The organism is Bacillus sp. NSP9.1 (genome assembly GCF_000465465.2).
GTDB lineage: Bacteria > Bacillota > Bacilli > Bacillales > Bacillaceae > Bacillus > Bacillus sonorensis_A.
This window is the reverse complement of sequence record NZ_CP048273.1, coordinates 600,660-616,589: the sequence shown is the minus strand read 5'-3', so window position 1 is coordinate 616,589 and position 15,930 is coordinate 600,660. Positions and strand designations below refer to the sequence as shown.

General features: G+C 45.8%; 21 protein-coding genes. 3 read left to right on the top strand and 18 right to left on the bottom strand.

Going from position 1 to position 15,930, the window contains the following annotated elements:
* Positions 1-38: 38 nt before the first annotated feature.
* The 12 genes from M654_RS03050 to M654_RS02995 all read right to left on the bottom strand — a co-directional run bounded on the left by M654_RS03050 (position 39) and on the right by M654_RS02995 (position 8,832).
* Positions 39-842, bottom strand: coding sequence for a YwqG family protein (locus M654_RS03050; RefSeq protein ID WP_026589019.1), 804 nt, complete (start codon positions 840-842; stop codon positions 39-41).
* 302 nt (positions 843-1,144) lie between these two features.
* Positions 1,145-2,020 carry a Cof-type HAD-IIB family hydrolase gene (locus M654_RS03045; RefSeq protein ID WP_026589020.1) on the bottom strand — a complete coding sequence of 292 codons (876 nt, stop codon included), beginning with the start codon at positions 2,018-2,020 and terminating at the stop codon, positions 1,145-1,147.
* Complete coding sequence (locus M654_RS03040) at positions 2,017-2,808, bottom strand: transcriptional regulator GlcR (protein ID WP_026589021.1); 792 nt, start codon at positions 2,806-2,808, stop codon at positions 2,017-2,019. Before M654_RS03040 ends, M654_RS03045 begins: the two co-directional genes overlap by 4 nt.
* 142 nt (positions 2,809-2,950) lie before the next feature.
* The gene (locus M654_RS03035) at positions 2,951-3,616 is read right to left on the bottom strand and encodes a transaldolase family protein (protein WP_026589022.1); all 666 of its coding nucleotides are present in this window, start codon (positions 3,614-3,616) and stop codon (positions 2,951-2,953) included.
* A 19-nt stretch (positions 3,617-3,635) separates the two neighbouring features.
* A complete protein-coding gene (srlD, locus tag M654_RS03030; RefSeq protein WP_026589023.1) occupies positions 3,636-4,421 on the bottom strand; it encodes a sorbitol-6-phosphate dehydrogenase in 786 nt (261 codons plus the stop codon).
* A 14-nt stretch (positions 4,422-4,435) separates the two neighbouring features.
* On the bottom strand, positions 4,436-4,804 hold the full coding sequence (locus M654_RS03025; RefSeq protein WP_026589024.1) for a PTS glucitol/sorbitol transporter subunit IIA: 369 nt from the start codon (positions 4,802-4,804) through the stop codon (positions 4,436-4,438).
* Positions 4,805-4,826: 22 nt separating this feature from the next.
* Positions 4,827-5,834 (bottom strand): PTS glucitol/sorbitol transporter subunit IIB, encoded by a 1,008-nt coding sequence (srlE, locus tag M654_RS03020; protein ID WP_026589025.1) that lies wholly within the window; start codon positions 5,832-5,834, stop codon positions 4,827-4,829.
* 14 nt (positions 5,835-5,848) lie between these two features.
* Positions 5,849-6,397: a PTS glucitol/sorbitol transporter subunit IIC gene (gene srlA / locus M654_RS03015; protein WP_026589026.1), complete on the bottom strand. Its 549-nt coding sequence runs from the start codon at positions 6,395-6,397 to the stop codon at positions 5,849-5,851.
* Positions 6,394-6,837 (bottom strand): transcriptional regulator GutM, encoded by a 444-nt coding sequence (locus M654_RS03010; RefSeq protein WP_026589027.1) that lies wholly within the window; start codon positions 6,835-6,837, stop codon positions 6,394-6,396. Before M654_RS03010 ends, srlA begins: the two co-directional genes overlap by 4 nt.
* Positions 6,834-7,790, bottom strand: a complete 957-nt coding sequence (locus M654_RS03005) for a sugar-binding transcriptional regulator (protein WP_026589028.1) — start codon at positions 7,788-7,790, stop codon at positions 6,834-6,836. The genes M654_RS03010 and M654_RS03005 overlap by 4 nt, the downstream gene beginning before the upstream one ends.
* A 224-nt stretch (positions 7,791-8,014) precedes the next feature.
* Positions 8,015-8,356, bottom strand: a complete 342-nt coding sequence (locus tag M654_RS03000) for a single-stranded DNA-binding protein (protein ID WP_026589029.1) — start codon at positions 8,354-8,356, stop codon at positions 8,015-8,017.
* A 104-nt stretch (positions 8,357-8,460) separates the two neighbouring features.
* Complete coding sequence (locus tag M654_RS02995; protein ID WP_026589030.1) at positions 8,461-8,832, bottom strand: hypothetical protein; 372 nt, start codon at positions 8,830-8,832, stop codon at positions 8,461-8,463.
* A 163-nt stretch (positions 8,833-8,995) separates the two neighbouring features.
* Between M654_RS02995 and M654_RS02990 the strand changes: the two genes are divergently transcribed.
* Positions 8,996-9,409, top strand: coding sequence for a YwpF-like family protein (locus M654_RS02990; protein WP_026589031.1), 414 nt, complete (start codon positions 8,996-8,998; stop codon positions 9,407-9,409).
* Positions 9,410-9,452: 43 nt separating this feature from the next.
* Here the strand turns inward: M654_RS02990 and mscL are convergent, their stop codons facing one another.
* The 6 genes from mscL to spoIIID all read right to left on the bottom strand — a co-directional run bounded on the left by mscL (position 9,453) and on the right by spoIIID (position 13,936).
* Positions 9,453-9,836: a large conductance mechanosensitive channel protein MscL gene (mscL, locus tag M654_RS02985; protein WP_026589032.1), complete on the bottom strand. Its 384-nt coding sequence runs from the start codon at positions 9,834-9,836 to the stop codon at positions 9,453-9,455.
* A gap of 69 nt (positions 9,837-9,905) precedes the next feature.
* Positions 9,906-10,340: a 3-hydroxyacyl-ACP dehydratase FabZ gene (gene fabZ / locus M654_RS02980; protein ID WP_026589033.1), complete on the bottom strand. Its 435-nt coding sequence runs from the start codon at positions 10,338-10,340 to the stop codon at positions 9,906-9,908.
* Positions 10,341-10,552: 212 nt separating this feature from the next.
* Positions 10,553-11,380 (bottom strand): flagellar hook-basal body protein, encoded by an 828-nt coding sequence (locus M654_RS02975; protein ID WP_026589034.1) that lies wholly within the window; start codon positions 11,378-11,380, stop codon positions 10,553-10,555.
* 48 nt (positions 11,381-11,428) lie between these two features.
* Positions 11,429-12,268 (bottom strand): flagellar hook-basal body protein, encoded by an 840-nt coding sequence (locus M654_RS02970; RefSeq protein WP_026589035.1) that lies wholly within the window; start codon positions 12,266-12,268, stop codon positions 11,429-11,431.
* A 205-nt stretch (positions 12,269-12,473) separates the two neighbouring features.
* A complete protein-coding gene (mbl, locus tag M654_RS02965; RefSeq protein WP_006639357.1) occupies positions 12,474-13,475 on the bottom strand; it encodes a cell shape-determining protein Mbl in 1,002 nt (333 codons plus the stop codon).
* A 185-nt stretch (positions 13,476-13,660) separates the two neighbouring features.
* Positions 13,661-13,936, bottom strand: coding sequence for a sporulation transcriptional regulator SpoIIID (gene spoIIID, locus M654_RS02960; RefSeq protein WP_006639358.1), 276 nt, complete (start codon positions 13,934-13,936; stop codon positions 13,661-13,663).
* Between the two features lie 337 nt (positions 13,937-14,273).
* Here spoIIID and M654_RS02950 point away from each other — a divergent pair, with 337 nt between their 5' ends.
* Positions 14,274-14,702 carry a MarR family winged helix-turn-helix transcriptional regulator gene (locus M654_RS02950; protein WP_026589036.1) on the top strand — a complete coding sequence of 143 codons (429 nt, stop codon included), beginning with the start codon at positions 14,274-14,276 and terminating at the stop codon, positions 14,700-14,702.
* 3 nt (positions 14,703-14,705) lie between these two features.
* Complete coding sequence (locus M654_RS02945; protein ID WP_026589037.1) at positions 14,706-15,899, top strand: MFS transporter; 1,194 nt, start codon at positions 14,706-14,708, stop codon at positions 15,897-15,899.
* Positions 15,900-15,930 lie beyond the last annotated feature (31 nt).

Sequence of the window (15,930 nt, the reverse complement as noted above, 5' to 3'; positions counted from 1 at the left end):
GCTGTCTTGCGAAGACAGCTGTTTTTTTCCGCTTATTCCTAACAACAATCCCAATGATACAATACGTTTGAAAAATCTTTTTTCTTCAGATCATCGGGCCGAATGAAAAAGTTGGCGATCCCTACATCTCCCCACATCGCGTCAATGTCATCATCCGAATCAATTTGCAATAGAAGCATCGTATGTTCCCCATTATCATAGATCCGCGGGTCTGTTTGTGTAAAACAGGCATAGCCGCCGATTTTATGGGAGAAATCGCCGTGCATGTCATGATACTCTTCGAAAACCGCTTCCTCTTGATCTCCGAATTGTTCAAAAAATGACCACACATCCAGTCCGGCGTATTGTTCAAATTGAAAATCAGCAGGAGAGACCAACTCAGACCGCTTTTCAGGTATAATTGAAGCCTCACATCCAATCGGAAATTGCAGCTCGTCCTCAAGTTTGACAAATGAAAAGTCGGTGACAAGCTCGGCTTCATCGTCAATCAGATCCTCAAAATACTTAATGCAAAAACTCGTTTGTTCACACGGATTGTCAAAATTTAAACCGTAAACATCATCGCTGACAGAAATGAAAAAAAGCAGAATTCCTGAATCCGGGAAATGTTCGAGCTGAGGCATTTCGGAAAAATTAATTTGTGCAAGCAATTTCATCGGTTTTCCCTGGCTGTCTACAGGATAGCGCTCAGATTTCGGAAAATAAGGATCACCTGCCAGTTTGCTGTCATATCGGCCGGTTTTTGCTTTTTTCACTTTTAAATTCAAATAGTCACGTGCTGATTTTTCAAATTGTCCGCGGAATCCGGCCATTTTTTCAGGTAATGGAAACGCTTTTTCCATCTCTTTCGCCCTCCTTCTGATTGCCTATCCCTCTTCATGCGATCCTGCTGATTCAGGGCAAGATCTATTAAATAACTAGAAATAATAGTTAAATAGTAACAAAGATCACCAGGGCAAACAATGAATAAAAAGCAACAAAAAATATTGGCTCACAGGTATATTTGTCTAATGTTTTCACATAAATAAGGCTGCCGACATTGTCGACAGCCTGCGGATCAAATGAATCCGCTGCTTAACCGCACTCCCTCATCGTTACGCTGCCGTTTTGACAAGGCATCACGCCGATTAAAGGGATATGCGAATTAAACCGATTTTACTTGTTCAATCAGCTGATGGATCACCCAAGCCACGCCATTTTCATCGTTTGTCGGCGCCACTTCACCCGCCATCTCTTTAATATCCTCACGGGCATTTCCCATGGCAAAGCTTTTTCCCGCTATTTTCAGCATGGAATAATCATTGAGGCTGTCACCGACGGCTGCTGTTTCGCAAAGAGGAATGCCGAGTTTTTGAGAAAGCTTTTCCAAAGCGAGTCCTTTTGATGCCTGAAGGTGTTCCAGCTCAAAGTTGTGCTCTGCCGAAGTGACAAGTGTGAGGTCTTTTTCACCTTCAAATCGCTGCCAGCCTTTCTTAAGCTTTTCTTGATCAAACGAAAAGCCCAAGATGTTGTATACATTCACATTCTGATCAGGCTGAAAAAGCTCGCGATAGGAGCCGATATAGGCATATCCATGCTGGCTGAGCTGCTGTTCGGCGGCCAGCTGCAGCCTGGATAAGTCGGCTTCGGGATTTGCGCTTTTTAAGCGGTCCAATTCGATCTCAAGGAGCTCTTTTCCATTTTGCGGTGTAAAGATCGCATCATCGCTGAATACCTCATAATAGTAATTCTTTTCTTCAAGCCACTGAAGAATTCCTTCCGCCTTGTTCCGATCAATCGGAACGGCATGGTACAGGCGGCCTTCTGGATCGTGAATCACCGCACCGTTTGCGCTGATGATCCATGTCTTCAAGCCGGTCGGATTAAAAATCGCCTCTACATCAAATGAAGCCCTTCCTGTGGCAATCACCACTTCAATCCCATGCTCCCTGGCTTTTATTATCGCATCTATGCTTTCTTCGGCGACTTTGCTTCCACTATTTAAAAGCGTTCCATCCAAATCCAACGCAATCATTCTCATCTCGTAAACTCCCCCTCTTCATTTCCTTCATGCCCCGCTACGACGAGCTCCACTCCATTCTCATCGAGCAGCTTCTGAAAAGCTTCCCCCGGCAGCCGGTCTGTGATCAAGAGATCGATATCGCTTAACTCAGCATATCGATAAAAATCCGATTTTCCGATTTTCAAATGGTCGGCGAGCGCAATCACTTGTTTCGCCTGGGAAATGATTTTTCGTTTGACCATCCCATCCTCTTCATGGGCGATCGTAAGCCCGTGCTCAGAAATCCCCACAACTCCGATGAACGCTTTATCAACATGATAGCACGACAACTTTTCAATCACGGAAGCGCCGTATAAAAACCGATGCTCTTTTTGCAGTTTTCCGCCAAGCAGGTGGATACAGGCCCCCGGTTTTGCAGAAAGAACCTCCGCCTGATTAATCGAGTTGGTAATGATTGTGCAATTGAGATCAGGCAAATGCTCGGCACATGCTTGAACGGTGGTGGATGCGTCAAAGATGATGCGGTCGCCTTCCCTGATCAGTGAAGCGGCCGCTTTGCCGATCAAGCTTTTTTCTTCAGACACGATATTCAGCCGTCCTGAGTAATCTTTGATTTCATCATGAATTGTCGGAAGAATCGCTCCGCCTCTTGTTCTGATAATCGCTCCCTGTTCATTCAGCTTGACGAGATCGCGCCTTGCAGTATCCCTTGAAACCTGAAATAATGAACAAATCTGGTCAACGGAAATCCGTTTATGTTCCTTTAAATAGTCAATGATAGAAATAAGCCTTTCCTCTTGATACACTGAATCATTCCTTCTTAAGTGAATTTCATCATTTATAAGTGATTATAAGTTTATACAGCTAATAAATCAAGAATAAATAAGTGTTTTTAAGCAAAAAAAGCCTGAGGGCCGGATTTTTTCCAGCGTCACTCAGGCTTTCATACTAAAGTGAAAATGTTCCATATTGAGACTGCCACACGTCGCGAAATCCTTCAAGATCACGTTTGACAGCCGGCAGACCAGGCATATTCGCCAAAAGCTCCGGACTGATCGTCGCCTCATGGCTCCCCGCCTCCATGGCGGCAATGATCTGGCCGTTATGTTTAAAACTTGCCGCAAGCACTTTGCAGTTCAATCGGTAAGTATGAAATACTTCGGCAATCGTTTTGACAACACCTGCCCCGTCGCCGCATTCTTGATCAATCCGATTGACATATGGCGCGACATATCCGGCTCCGGCTTTTGCTGCAAGAACCGCCTGTAAAGGGGTATAAACCGTTGTCCCTGTTGTTTTGATGTTGTCTGCTGTAAGCTTCTGAATGGCATGCAGACCTTCATTCGTTACCGGAATTTTAATCCACACGTTACCGTCCAGCCAGTCATGCACATATTTCGCCTGCTCTATTATGCCTGCACAATCCTCGGCAATGATTTGCACATGAAGGGGCAGGCGGCTTGGAAGAAGCCGGCGAATCTCTTGAATATGCTGTTTAAAAGGGCGTTTTTCTTTCGCAATTAAAGCAGGATTCGTCGTCACTCCATCAATGGGAAAGGAACCCAGCAAATGTTCAATCTTTGCTATATCGGCTGTATCAACCAGCATTTTCATTCCTGATCACTCCCTCCGCTTAATGCATGACCTGTCCCCCGGTGACATTGATTGATTGGCCCGTCATGTAGGACGCCTGGTCGGATGCATAAAATAAAACGGCATTGGCGATATCATCGTACGTGCAGCCCCGCTTCAGCGGAACTTTTTCCGTATATACGCGCTCGACTTCGCTTTCCGGGATGCCCAGCTTCTTCGCATACTGCGGAATTAAGCTTTGAAACATCGGAGATTTCAACAGGTTCCCCGGCATAATGCTGTTGACGCGGATATTGTGCTCTGCCAGATCAAGTGCGAGGCTTTGGGTGAGCCCGACCCCGCCAAACTTTGAAGCCGAATAAGCCGTATTATGTTTGCTGCCGACTTTTCCGGATTTTGAATTGATTTGAATGATCGACCCGCTTCCTTGTTTAATCATGACATTTGCCGTTTCTTTCGCGCAGAGAAAGTATCCCGTAAGGTTGACCTCAAGCGTCTTCTCCCAATCCTTCAGCTGAAAGTCGGTGATTTTATTGCTTTTTGCGACCCCGGCGCTGTACACCATGACATCGATCGTCTTGAATTCCGCAGCCGTTTTTTCAACCATCTGTCTGACATCGGCTTCATTGGTAAAATCGGCTTGGACCGCCAATGATTTGACGCCATATTTTTCAGCCGCTTCTTCAGCGGTCTTTTTCGCGTTTTCACCGTTGATATCTGCAACCGCAACATCATAACCGGCTTCGGCCATGCGGTAGGAAAGGGCTTCGCCAAGGCTCTGCCCTCCGCCGCAAATCAATGCAGTTTTTCGTTCATTTATTTTCATATCGCATGCGCTCCTTATGACCATCTTTGAATTTGAATGGTGTCTCCGACCAATACTTCAGGTAATGGTTTTTCTTCAAGATACAGTGTCCCGGGCAATTCAGCAGCGTGGGATCCGTCAAACTTCAGCGTGATATGGCCGAGGCTGGCCAGATTTTGGGCAACGGCTCCTCCAACGGCTGTCACTTTGTAAGACTTTCCGCCCAGCAAAAGTTCATCGCCTTCTTTAAAGTCACTTTCCACAGGATTGATATCTATAGATAAACAGTAGTCTACCAATTCTTCCGGCGCTCCTTCGCCGAACAGGATGAGCATGTTCTCATCTGCAAAAGCGGATGAGAGGACTCCGATCTTGTTTACCGTCGTTTTATAGAGCATTACCATCTATTTCCCCTCCATAAAAAATCTAGCTGTCATATAGTTCAAAGCTTGCCAGCCAGGCAATGAAAACGGTCGGCGCCCCCGTCAAAAAACGCGAATAAAGGACGGATGGCACTCCGACTTCAACCGTTTCGACTTCCGCTTCCGCAAGTCCGAGACCGACGGGAACAAAGTCGGCGGCAGCTTGTGAATTGATCGCGAACAAGGCCGGCAGCGCCAAATTCGGCGGAATATTACCTTTGCCAATCTCCACCCCGATCAATGAACCGACAACCTGGGCGATCACCGCCCCAGGTCCGAGAAACGGGGAAAGCAGCGGAAATGAGCAGACGAGCGAGATTAATAGCAAGCCCGGCAAAGAGCCTGCAAAAGGAGACAGAAATTTGGCAAAAATATCGCCGATTCCCGACTCTTTAATGACGCCGATCAACAAGGCGACAAATGCCATGAAAGGCAGAATCGTTTTGATAACGGTTTCAATTGCATCCCGGCCAGCCTGATAAAAGACGCTGACAACAGATCCCATCGCCATCCCGATTCTTGCCATCAGTCCTTTAGGCGCCTGCTGTTCACTAATTTTTTTCTCTGTGCTATAATGGTTTTGTTTATTTTCAATATGATTTTCTTTTAGAATATTGGACTGTTTCGGCTCCTCTTCAGCCTCATGCAGTTTAATATTCTCTTTTTTTACGCCTGAAACATAGATATCTTCCGTAATATGTGCGGCGAGCGGCCCGCTTTTCCCGGTTGCCATGAGGTTGATTGTCGGGATTCGTTTTTGCGGATAAAGACCGCAGCGAAGCGTGCCTCCGCAGTCAATGATCACTGCGGCCATCTCTTTTTCGGGAACCGTCGTCTTAAAGCCGTCGACAAGCTCACAGCCTGTCAGCTCCGCCAAACGGTCGGCGATCTCCGGTTTGTTTCCTCCCGTGATATAAACGATTTTATTTTTCTCTCCATCAGGGGTGATCACAAGCGGTCCGCCAAATCCTCCCTGTCCTCTTGAAACGACAACTGAACGATAGGAACTCATGTTTCACGCCCTCCTTATTTAAGATCCACCGAGTTTTTCAATTGAATGCCCTGCTGTTTAGCCGCATAGTTTGTTGTGAAATCGGTCACCCAGCCTCGCAAAAAGTTTGTGAAAATTCCGACTAAAAAGTAGCGCAAAGCCAGCTCTGTCGTGTCATGCCCCAATGTCGTGATGCCGGCGGCGATCCCGAGAAAGACGAAAAGCTCGCCGGGATTCACATGGGGAAAGAGTCCGTTATGAGTATGACAAGAATAGGAAGCGGCCGCATAATAGCTCGGTTTATATTTTTCAGGCAAAAATCTTCCAAGCGACAGCGTCATCGGATTGGCAAGCATAAACGTACCGATGACAGGCAAAACCAGATACCTTGTCAAAGGGTTTTTTCCCGACTTTCTCGCAAGCGTTTCAACGCGCTGTTCTCCTATCAGACGTATGAGTGCGTTCATGGCGACAAGCAGCATGATCAGTAAAGGAACGATGTCTGTAAGCATGCTGACAAAAACTTCTCCGCCGTGTCTGAACAAATCCATAAACTTCTCTGCAAGCCATGTTACGTTTTTCATGTTTCACCTCTTTTTTTTGTATAAAGATTCATCAGTTTTTGAAGCGGCGTTTTCTTCGGCGGGATATCACCCCCTTTCGTGACGATGTCAAATGTTCTTAAGGCATCTTCGATCGCCATCTTGGTCAGACGGTCGTGCGGGGCAAGCTCCTCAGGACCGATTTTCAGCAAGTATTTTTCCTCAAAGCCCGGTAATGGCCTGACCCTTGAAAAAACCGTCACTCCCTGCATTTTGGAGGCCTTAAGAATTTTGTTCCGTTTATCAATGACAAACAAAACGACCGTGCCGGCTCGGAATAAACCGGTCCGCTTGCCGACCGCTACCCTTCCCAAACGTCTGTATTCCGCAAATGTTCGATTGAAATGCCTGATCTGCCAAAAACCAAAAATGCTTTGGAGAAGCCAGGCCAGCCCGAGGGCGATGATAAAATAAATGATCATGTTTGATTTTTCACCTCCTCGGCGATTTCCCTCGCTGTTTCGGCAGTTGTCACCAAAATATTGATGTATCGGCCCTTAGCTGCACCTATAATGGAAGGGACCTTTTCATGGGACTCGGCGAGACCGATCGAATACTCCAGACTTTTGAGCCGATTGATGTCGATCGCGATCGTTCTATCATTAATCTCCGTCTCTACCAATCTTCCTTGACGGTCAAAAAAACGGGAGCATATATCGCCGACTGCCTGTTTTTCTTCCAAGCGCTCCATATCCTGATCACCGTAAAATCCGGTCCAGATCATATTGGATGAGCTGAGCGGGGCTCCGATTCCCACAGCAGCAACGGTAAGGTCGTTCCATAAACCTTCGATTTTTTTGAAATAGTGGGATTTCACGATTTCATCCTTCGTTTCCTTTTTTTCAACGACGGCCGCCGCATCAATAAAATAGGGAGTGCCGCCAAAATCGCTGGCGATGGAGTAGACGATGCTGTTCACATGATATTTCGTGTCCATTGCGCCCGGACCGCCGACAAGCGGAACAAAAGAAGCGCTCCGCTTTTTCACGCCGTGGAATTCGCCGATCATTCCCGCCATCGTCGTTCCCCATGCGAAGCCGACGGTATCCCCGTCTTTAACGATGCGTTTTAACATATCGGCCCCTGCTTTGCCGACGGCTTTCTTCTTTTCTTCCTCTGTTTGGCCGGGACTCGTCTCGCAAATGTATACTTCTTTGAGACCCAGCAGCTGTTCGAGCTCGCGTTCCAAATCATAGTGCGCACCGATGTGGTCATCAATGGTAATTTTGACGATCCCCTCGTCCCGCGCTTTTTTCAGCATGCGTCCGACAGTTGTCCTGTATATCCCTGTCGCTTTTGCGATCTGGCTTTGTGTCATATCTTCTTCGTAGTACATCTTGCAGATTTTGATTAACAGACGCTTATCTTCCTTCATCTCCACCTGAGATCACCCTTCACTTTGCACATTTGAGCAAACATTGATCATTTGTTGTGTATTCGCTTTCATTATACAGATGTGGTTTTTCCCCGTCAATTTAAATTTGTCTTTTTTATGTCTAAAATAAAAAAGCCGGTCGTGTAAGACCGGCCATAAGAAGGGTAAAACGGGGAGGTTGATTGATTTTTTATAAAAAGGGGTAAAAGGGGGGCTTTGCTTTCCTAGGCATCGGCTGGTTCACGGGCCTTTCCGCCTATAAATCGTACTGAACGGGCAACGACTTCGGTTTTAAAGAACCGGTTTCCTTCTGAATCAATCCCATTTTGGGTCTGAATTCTTCCAGCCAGCCCGATGATCGAGCCTTTTCTGCAATATGCAGCCGTGTTCTCAGCCGTTTTGCGCCACAGTGTGCAATTGATAAAGTCCGTCTCCATTTCGCCGGCTGCATTTCTGAAATACCGGCCGACAGCCAAGGTAATGTTCGCCACCGGGACGCCGTCCGGTGTGTACCGAAGCTCCGGGTCCTTCGTCAAACGCCCGACCAGCATGATCTGATTAAACATTTTGTCCCTCCCTTCGTACTCGGTTGCCCCCAGTTTATACGAGAAAAGCATATAAGAAAAATGGCGATAAGAGAAAAAAGAATAACGAAAATTGCGTTTTTTTATTATAATTTTTGCTTTTTCCTCCCACAAATTATGAACATCATTTCTTTCTTATTTACAAAGTACGTATTTTTTAAAAACTGCAGAAACACAGGAGATGCCAGCCATTGTTCAGAATACAAGCGGACATATGAGCCTCCGTCCCAAGCATACAGCCGGAATGACAATTCTTTCTCTTTGAATGTTACTTGAAATTCGTATATTTCCATCTGATCCTTTGTTTCATAGCGAAACACAATACCTTCATGGCAGTACATATCAATCTCATACTTATGGTCGCCGCCCAGAAAACGAATCAGTGGTTTGGATTGAAGACAATCAGCAGACGGATTGTATTTGATTACAAATACTTCTTTTAAGTAAAAATGGTTCATAAGTCACCTCCTGCTCAATATCACCTAAAGTATAAATAAAAATAAAGCATTATCAAATACTTTTTGTAAAATTAAAAATAAGCGGACAGCCGCAGTTTAGGAGCTCTCAAACTGAATGTGATATAATGGTTATACAACTAAGGAAGCTTGTGAGGTGATAGCGATGAAAACCTTTAGGCTTATTGATTTGAAAATCGTACGCCAGGATGAATCGTCAAAACAGCTTGAAGAGTTCCCGCTGATTGACGGCCTTATTATCAATAAGGAAGACGGTGAAAACCATTGGATGGTCGAAGGGCTGGTCTCCAAGGAATACCGGTATTTTTTTGAATATCTTCTGCAGGAAGGCAAAGAAGTGAAAGCGTATGTGACGATTACCAAAAAAAGCAATCGGCCGGCACAGCTTCTGGCAAAGGTGAAAAACATTACGGTTCTCGGCGAGCACGTTTCCGTTTTATTGGACGGCAAAATGGTGAGCTCAAAGCTGAGGAAGGATTCAGACAAGATTTTAGAAGGATTGATGAAAGAAGGCTACTCCGGTGACCGGCTTCTTGAAGCATTCAAACAAAATATATAGAAAAGGCTGCGCGGAAAACGGCAGCCTTTTCGTGTCGAGTGTTTTAAGATCGCTTCGCCTGCTCTTTTAACAGATCGCGGATTTCCTTGAGCAGCTCTTCCTGCGGATCCGGAGCGGCTTCTTCTTCTTTCTCATCCTGCTTTTTCTTTAACTTCGAGATATAACGGACGAACAGAAAGATCGAAAACGAAATAATAAAGAAATTCACAATCGCCTGTATGAACAGCCCGTATTTCACTTCGGCATCTCCAAATGTGAAGGAAAGCGCCGAAAAATCCAAGCCTCCGAGCAGAAGGCCGAGAATGGGCATCATGATATCATTGACAATTGATGTCACGATTTTGCCAAAGGCGCCTCCAATAATGACCCCGATGGCGAGATCAATCACATTTCCTCTGATCGCAAAGCTTTTAAAATCATTCCACATACAAGGATCACCTTTTCTTTTTATGATAAAAAAACAAATGGGTTGATCGAAAACCCATCTGTCAAAGGATTATTCCTGCTTTTCTCCGAGCGAAAACATCAGCTCGGCCTCACAAACGATTTCACCGTCAACCGTGGCGATCCCTTTTCCTTTGCCGATTGAACCGCGGAAGCGGATCACTTCAAGCTCAAGATGCAGCTGGTCTCCCGGTTTGACTTGTTTTTTAAAGCGGCAGCTGTCAATCCCCGCAAAGAACGCCAGTCTTCCGCGATTTTCTTCCTTCATCAGGAGCGCAACAGCTCCCATTTGCGCGAGCGCTTCAACAATCAAGACACCCGGCATCACCGGATACTCCGGAAAATGACCGTTGAAAAATTCTTCGTTTACCGTGACATTTTTATAACCTTTTGCCCGTTTCCCTTCTTCTACTTCTGTCACCCGGTCTATGAGCAAAAAGGGATAACGGTGGGGAATTATTTCTTTGATTTGCTGAGCATCAAGCATCGCCTTGACATCTCCTTTTTTTGAAAAGTATGTATAGAACTATGTTAAGCGCCTCATTCTGTACAACTGGAAGTATATTATGAAACGGAATCTTTTTCAACAAAAGATATGAACAACCCGTTGTCAAGAGCCTGCGGAATCCGAGCCCGGATGGTGTATATAAAAAAGAGCAGACTGCCCAGCATTCGCTCGAGTCTGCTCTTTTTGAAACGTCAGCGCACTGAATTGATGAGCCCCATCATTTGGTCGCCCATTGAGATCGCACGCGAATTCATTTGATAAGACCGCTGTGAGGAAATCAGATCGGTCATTTCCTTTGAAATATCTACGTTGGACGATTCGAGAAAGCCCTGTTTCATCGAGATGTCCTGCCGCCCCGCACCGTTTAAATTGATGAGGGCTGTGTCTCGCAAATCTTCTCTGACAGAGAAAAGATTGCCTCCTTCTGCAGCAAGAGCCTGCGGCTTAACCGCCTGGGCAATGCCTAAATTGAAGCTTAAAGGCGCTTCGGCTTGGTTTCCTGTTGACACGGTTATCGTTCCGCTGCCGTCTACTTGAAAGTTTTGATAACGCCGGTCGAAGCGTATGGCATCCCCATTCTCATCAAGCAGAGGATGCCCTTCTTTGGTGACCAGTTCCAGCTGGTTGGCGTTTCCAGGCGCAGGCGTCAAATAAAATGTTCCGTCCCGCGTATATTGAACTTCGCCATCGACATCAACCTGAAAGAATTGGTAAGGGGAAGTCAGCGCGATATCAAGATCGCGGCCCGTCTCCTTTAAGCTCCCTTGCTTTTGTGTCAGCCGTTCCGTCAAGACGGCCCCGACGCCGACCCGAAGCCCGGGCGGTGTCTTTCTGCTTTGCGCCACTTCATTATTCTTCTCATCCACTTGTTCAATCTGCTGTCTTACCAGCTCGGAAAAGCTTGTATTTTTCGCTTTATATCCCGTCGTATCAGTATTTGCAAGGTTATGACTGATACTGTCAATCTGTTTTTGCAGCTGATTCATTGTATTTGAAGCTGTTATCATGGGTCTAAGCATTGTTTTTTAACATCCTCCATTTATTTCGTCGGAAGCATCCTGGTTGTGTTAGCCGATTCTGCCAATTTCGTTCGCAGCTTTGTCCATGCTTTTATCATAAGCCTGAAGGACTTTTTGGTTGGCCTCGAACGAACGATAGGCAGCGGTCATTTCCGTATAGGCTCTTGTGATGTCAACGTTTGAGCGTTCCGTCATGCCCTGTTTGACGGAGTACCGGACATCAGGATTAGCGGCTGCGCTCGGCAGATCCTCTCCATTTTCAGTCCGATACAAATCATTGCCTTCCCTCGCCAAATTTCTTGTATCGCGCGCGATTCTCACATCGATTTGACCAAGGTTCCGCCCGGTTTCTGTGACGGTTCCATCCTCGGCCACTTGAAAATTCTCGCTTCCCACCGTAATCGGCCGGCCGTCTGTGGAAAGGACGGCATGTCCGTTAATCGTCAGTTCATTGTTTTCATTCAGCGAAAAGCGGCTGCTTCTTGAATAGCGAATATCCCCGCTTTCAAGCCGGACGGCGTAAAAAAGAGCCGCTTTATCGTTCGTCTCTTCATTGACAGGAACTTCAGTTTCACTAAGCGCAATATCTGTCGGCTCATTTGTGCTTTGCAGATCTCCTTGCGAAAATTGGGGTTTGAGTTCCTGCATGTAAACACCTGTATTGATCGAGCCGATCGGCGTTTGTTTGGAAAATGAGCGGGAGCTGCCGCCGGTTTGAACAGAATCGGATTCCATCCGGCTCAAAAGCATTTCGGGAAAAGCGCGGATCGATCCCTGGTCTTCTTTATAGCCCGGTGTATTCGCATTTGCTATATTATTCGTCAGCATTTCCGTCCGCCGCTGCTGAGTCACCATAGCAGAAGCTGCTGTATAAAGCCCTTTTAACATCTTTTCACCTCAGGATATGTGTCTTGCCTTCTAAATGAAAGGTCTGGATATGTTAAGCAACGGCCGGCTTGGCCGTCTGATTTGCAATATAGGAACGTTTGTTCTATAATAACATTCAAGTATACTAATCTTTTTATCGGCAGCTTTCCGAGTCTTTAAAGCTTTTACATAAAAAAACCTCATTCTAAAAGAATGAGGCCTTTGATTAGCTCAATTTGCGCTTTGGAAGCTTGTCCATGTTGTCAAGCATGACACCTGTACCGACCGCCACGCAATCCATCGGATTCTCAGCAACAAGAACCGGCACCTTAAGCTCCTCTGCCAGAAGCTGGTCGAGGCCGTTTAACAATGCACCACCGCCGGTGATGATCACGCCTCTGTCAATGATGTCGGCTGAAAGTTCAGGCGGTGTTCTTTCAAGCACCTGCTTGGCAGCCTGTACGATGACAGATACAGATTCGCGAAGCGCCTCTTCAACCTCTTTGCTCGTTACCGTAATGGTTCTCGGTAAACCTGTAACCATGTCACGGCCGCGAATGGAGATTTCCTCATGACGTGCGTCTGGGAAAACAGTTGCGACTTTAATCTTAATGTCTTCAGCAGTCCGTTCACCTATTAACAGTTTGTATTCACGTTTGATGTAGTTTAAAATTTCAAGGTCAAACTTGTCCCCGGCCATTTTAATAGAAGAGGCGGTGACAATATCGCCCATTGAGATGACCGCGATATCCGTCGTTCCACCGCCGATGTCAACTACCATGTTTCCGCTAGGCTGAAAAATATCCATCCCGGCACCAATTGCGGCTACCTTCGGCTCTTCCTCAAGGTACACATGCTTTCCGCCGCTTTTTTCAGCAGCTTCTTTAATCGCCTTCTGCTCGACAGACGTAATATTTGTAGGGCAGCAAATCAGCATGCGCGGCTTTGAGAACAGGCCTTTTACATTCAACTTGTTAATGAAATGCTTCAGCATCGCTTCTGTCACTTCAAAATCTGCAATAACGCCGTCTTTTAATGGACGTATCGCAACAATATTCCCAGGTGTACGTCCTACCATTCTTCTTGCTTCTTCACCGACAGCGAGCACTTTCCCAGTGTTTTTGTCAAGAGCAACGACTGATGGTTCATTTAAGACAATCCCTTTTCCTTTGACATGGATCAGCACATTTGCTGTACCAAGGTCAATACCAATATCCCTTGCAAACATCTATCTATATCCTCCTCAAAATCTGTTTCACAGCAATATCCACATTCTGCCCTAATTATATATTTTATCATAAATATTAGAAAAAAAAGCGTTCTTGTTAACATTCTTCACAAAATTTTTGTGGCTTTTTACGGAGGATACCGGGAAATTTTGAAAAACAAAGCTTATTTTTGATCCAATCTTCCTTACTGGACAGGCTCCCTTTCAAGGATTTCCTCTTTTTTATATTTCAGTTTCGTCGCTTCTCCGCCCCGCAAATGTCTGATTGATTTATGATAATCAAGAATTTCTTTTACTTCATTGGCTAAATCAGGATTAATTTCAGGCAGCCTTTCTGTCAAATCCTTGTGAACGGTACTTTTGGAAACACCAAACTCCTTCGCTATCACACGAACCGTTTTTTTCGTCTCCACGATGTACTTCCCTATCTTGATTGTTCGCTCTTTGATGTAATCGTGCACACCACTCGACCTCCCTAAAATGGATGTGAGAAGTGTGAAATGAGATCCGTTTTTTGAAAGAAACCATTATTTGCGCAACTTCTCCGTTTTATGCTTTTCCAAGTAGAACTTTGAAATACTCCCACGATCCCTCACCTCAAACACTCTCTTTGTTAGGTTTGTATCAGTGTATTAGCACTTACATGGGATTATGCTAAAAACTCAAGGAGGACAAGGGGTTTATCCGGCAAATTTATTTCGCCCTTCAAAAATTTCGCTTTACAGCATTCCGGACATTCAGTAAAATGAATAAAGTTTATTATTTACCTAGGTAAATATTTTCGGAGGTATTCGTCGTATGGAGCATATCAATCGAATGATCATTCACCAGTTAAATCAAAGCGCACGGATGATTTCCAAAAAAACGAATGAACAGCTTGAATCATGCGGCCTCTATGGCGCTCAATGGTCAATACTGTATTGCCTTCATACCTTCGGCCCGATGACGCAAAAAGACATATGGACGTATCTGCATGTAGAGGCGCCGACTGTGACCAGGACCGTCAAACGCCTTGAGCAAAACGGCTGGGTGCAAAGACTACAGGGCGAGGATAAAAGGGAAAAAGTCGTCAAAATGACGGAAGAAGCCATCATTCAATACGATGGCATACAAGCGAAAATGAAGGATTTCGAAGAGGATATGCTGTCCGTATTTGATGATCAAGATAAAGAAACATTCCAGCGTTTATTAAAGCGATTTATAGATGGAAACAAGAAGGAGATGTAGCCTGTGAAACAAACTGAAGCGATTTGGACGAGAGATTTCATCATGGTTGTCCTGATCAATTTATTTATATTTGTCTATTTTTATGCACTCATGACAGTGCTGCCCGTCTATGCAATGCAGGAGCTCGGCGGCAGCGAGTCGGAAGGAGGCCTCTTGATCAGCGGATTTATGCTGTCAGCGATTTTTGCCAGGCCGTTTTCGGGCGCGGTGATCGAGCGGTTCGGGAAAAAAAGAATGGCGCTTGTCAGCGTGATATTATTCACGCTCTCTTCTTTCCTCTACATCGTCATTCAAGATATTTACGTATTGCTGGGACTCCGTTTTTTCCAGGGGATCTGGTTCAGCATCATCACCACGGTCACGAGTGCAATCGCGGCGGATTTGATTCCGGCGGCGCGCCGCGGGGAAGGGCTCGGCTACTTTGCGATGTCCATGAACATGGCGGTCGTCATCGGTCCGTTTATCGCCCTGAACCTGCTTGATAAGATAAGCTTCACTGCACTGTTTGCTTTGTTTTCAATCATCGTCACCATCGGAATCGTCTGTACCGCGCTCATCCGGATTCCTAAAGGAAATGACAGAACCTCCGCCGTTTTCAAATTGTCTTTTTCCAATATGTTTGAAAAAGGCGCACTGCGGATCGCTACGGTCGGGTTGTTCGTCTCTTTTTGCTATTCGAGCGTGATCTCGTTTATCTCTGTTTATGCAAAATCCCTCGGGCTGATTGAAGCGAGCAGCTATTTCTTTATCGTATTTGCCGTGGCCATGATGGCGACGCGTCCCTTCACCGGAAAATTGTATGACAAGGTCGGCCCCGGGGTCGTCATTTACCCGTCCATCATCATGTTCAGCATCGGGCTTTGCCTGCTGGCTTTTACAAACAGCAGTGCGATGCTTTTGGTTTCCGGTGCTGTTATCGGCATGGGCTATGGTTCCATCACCCCCTGCCTGCAGACGCTTGCCATCCAGGCTTCTCCGAAGCATAGAAGCGGCTATGCGACGGCCACATACTTCACCCTTTTCGATTCAGGGATCGCAGTCGGCTCCTTCGTGTTCGGCCTTGTTGTTACACAAACCGAATTTTCAAGCATCTATTTATTCTCGGGGGTTTTCGTGCTCGTCAACCTGTTCCTCTATACTTGGAGCCGAAAGCCTGCGTTACTAAAGGAAAAAAGAAATGTATCCATTGCGGATTGATTCTTGATTATTTAGCCGGGCATATAAGCCC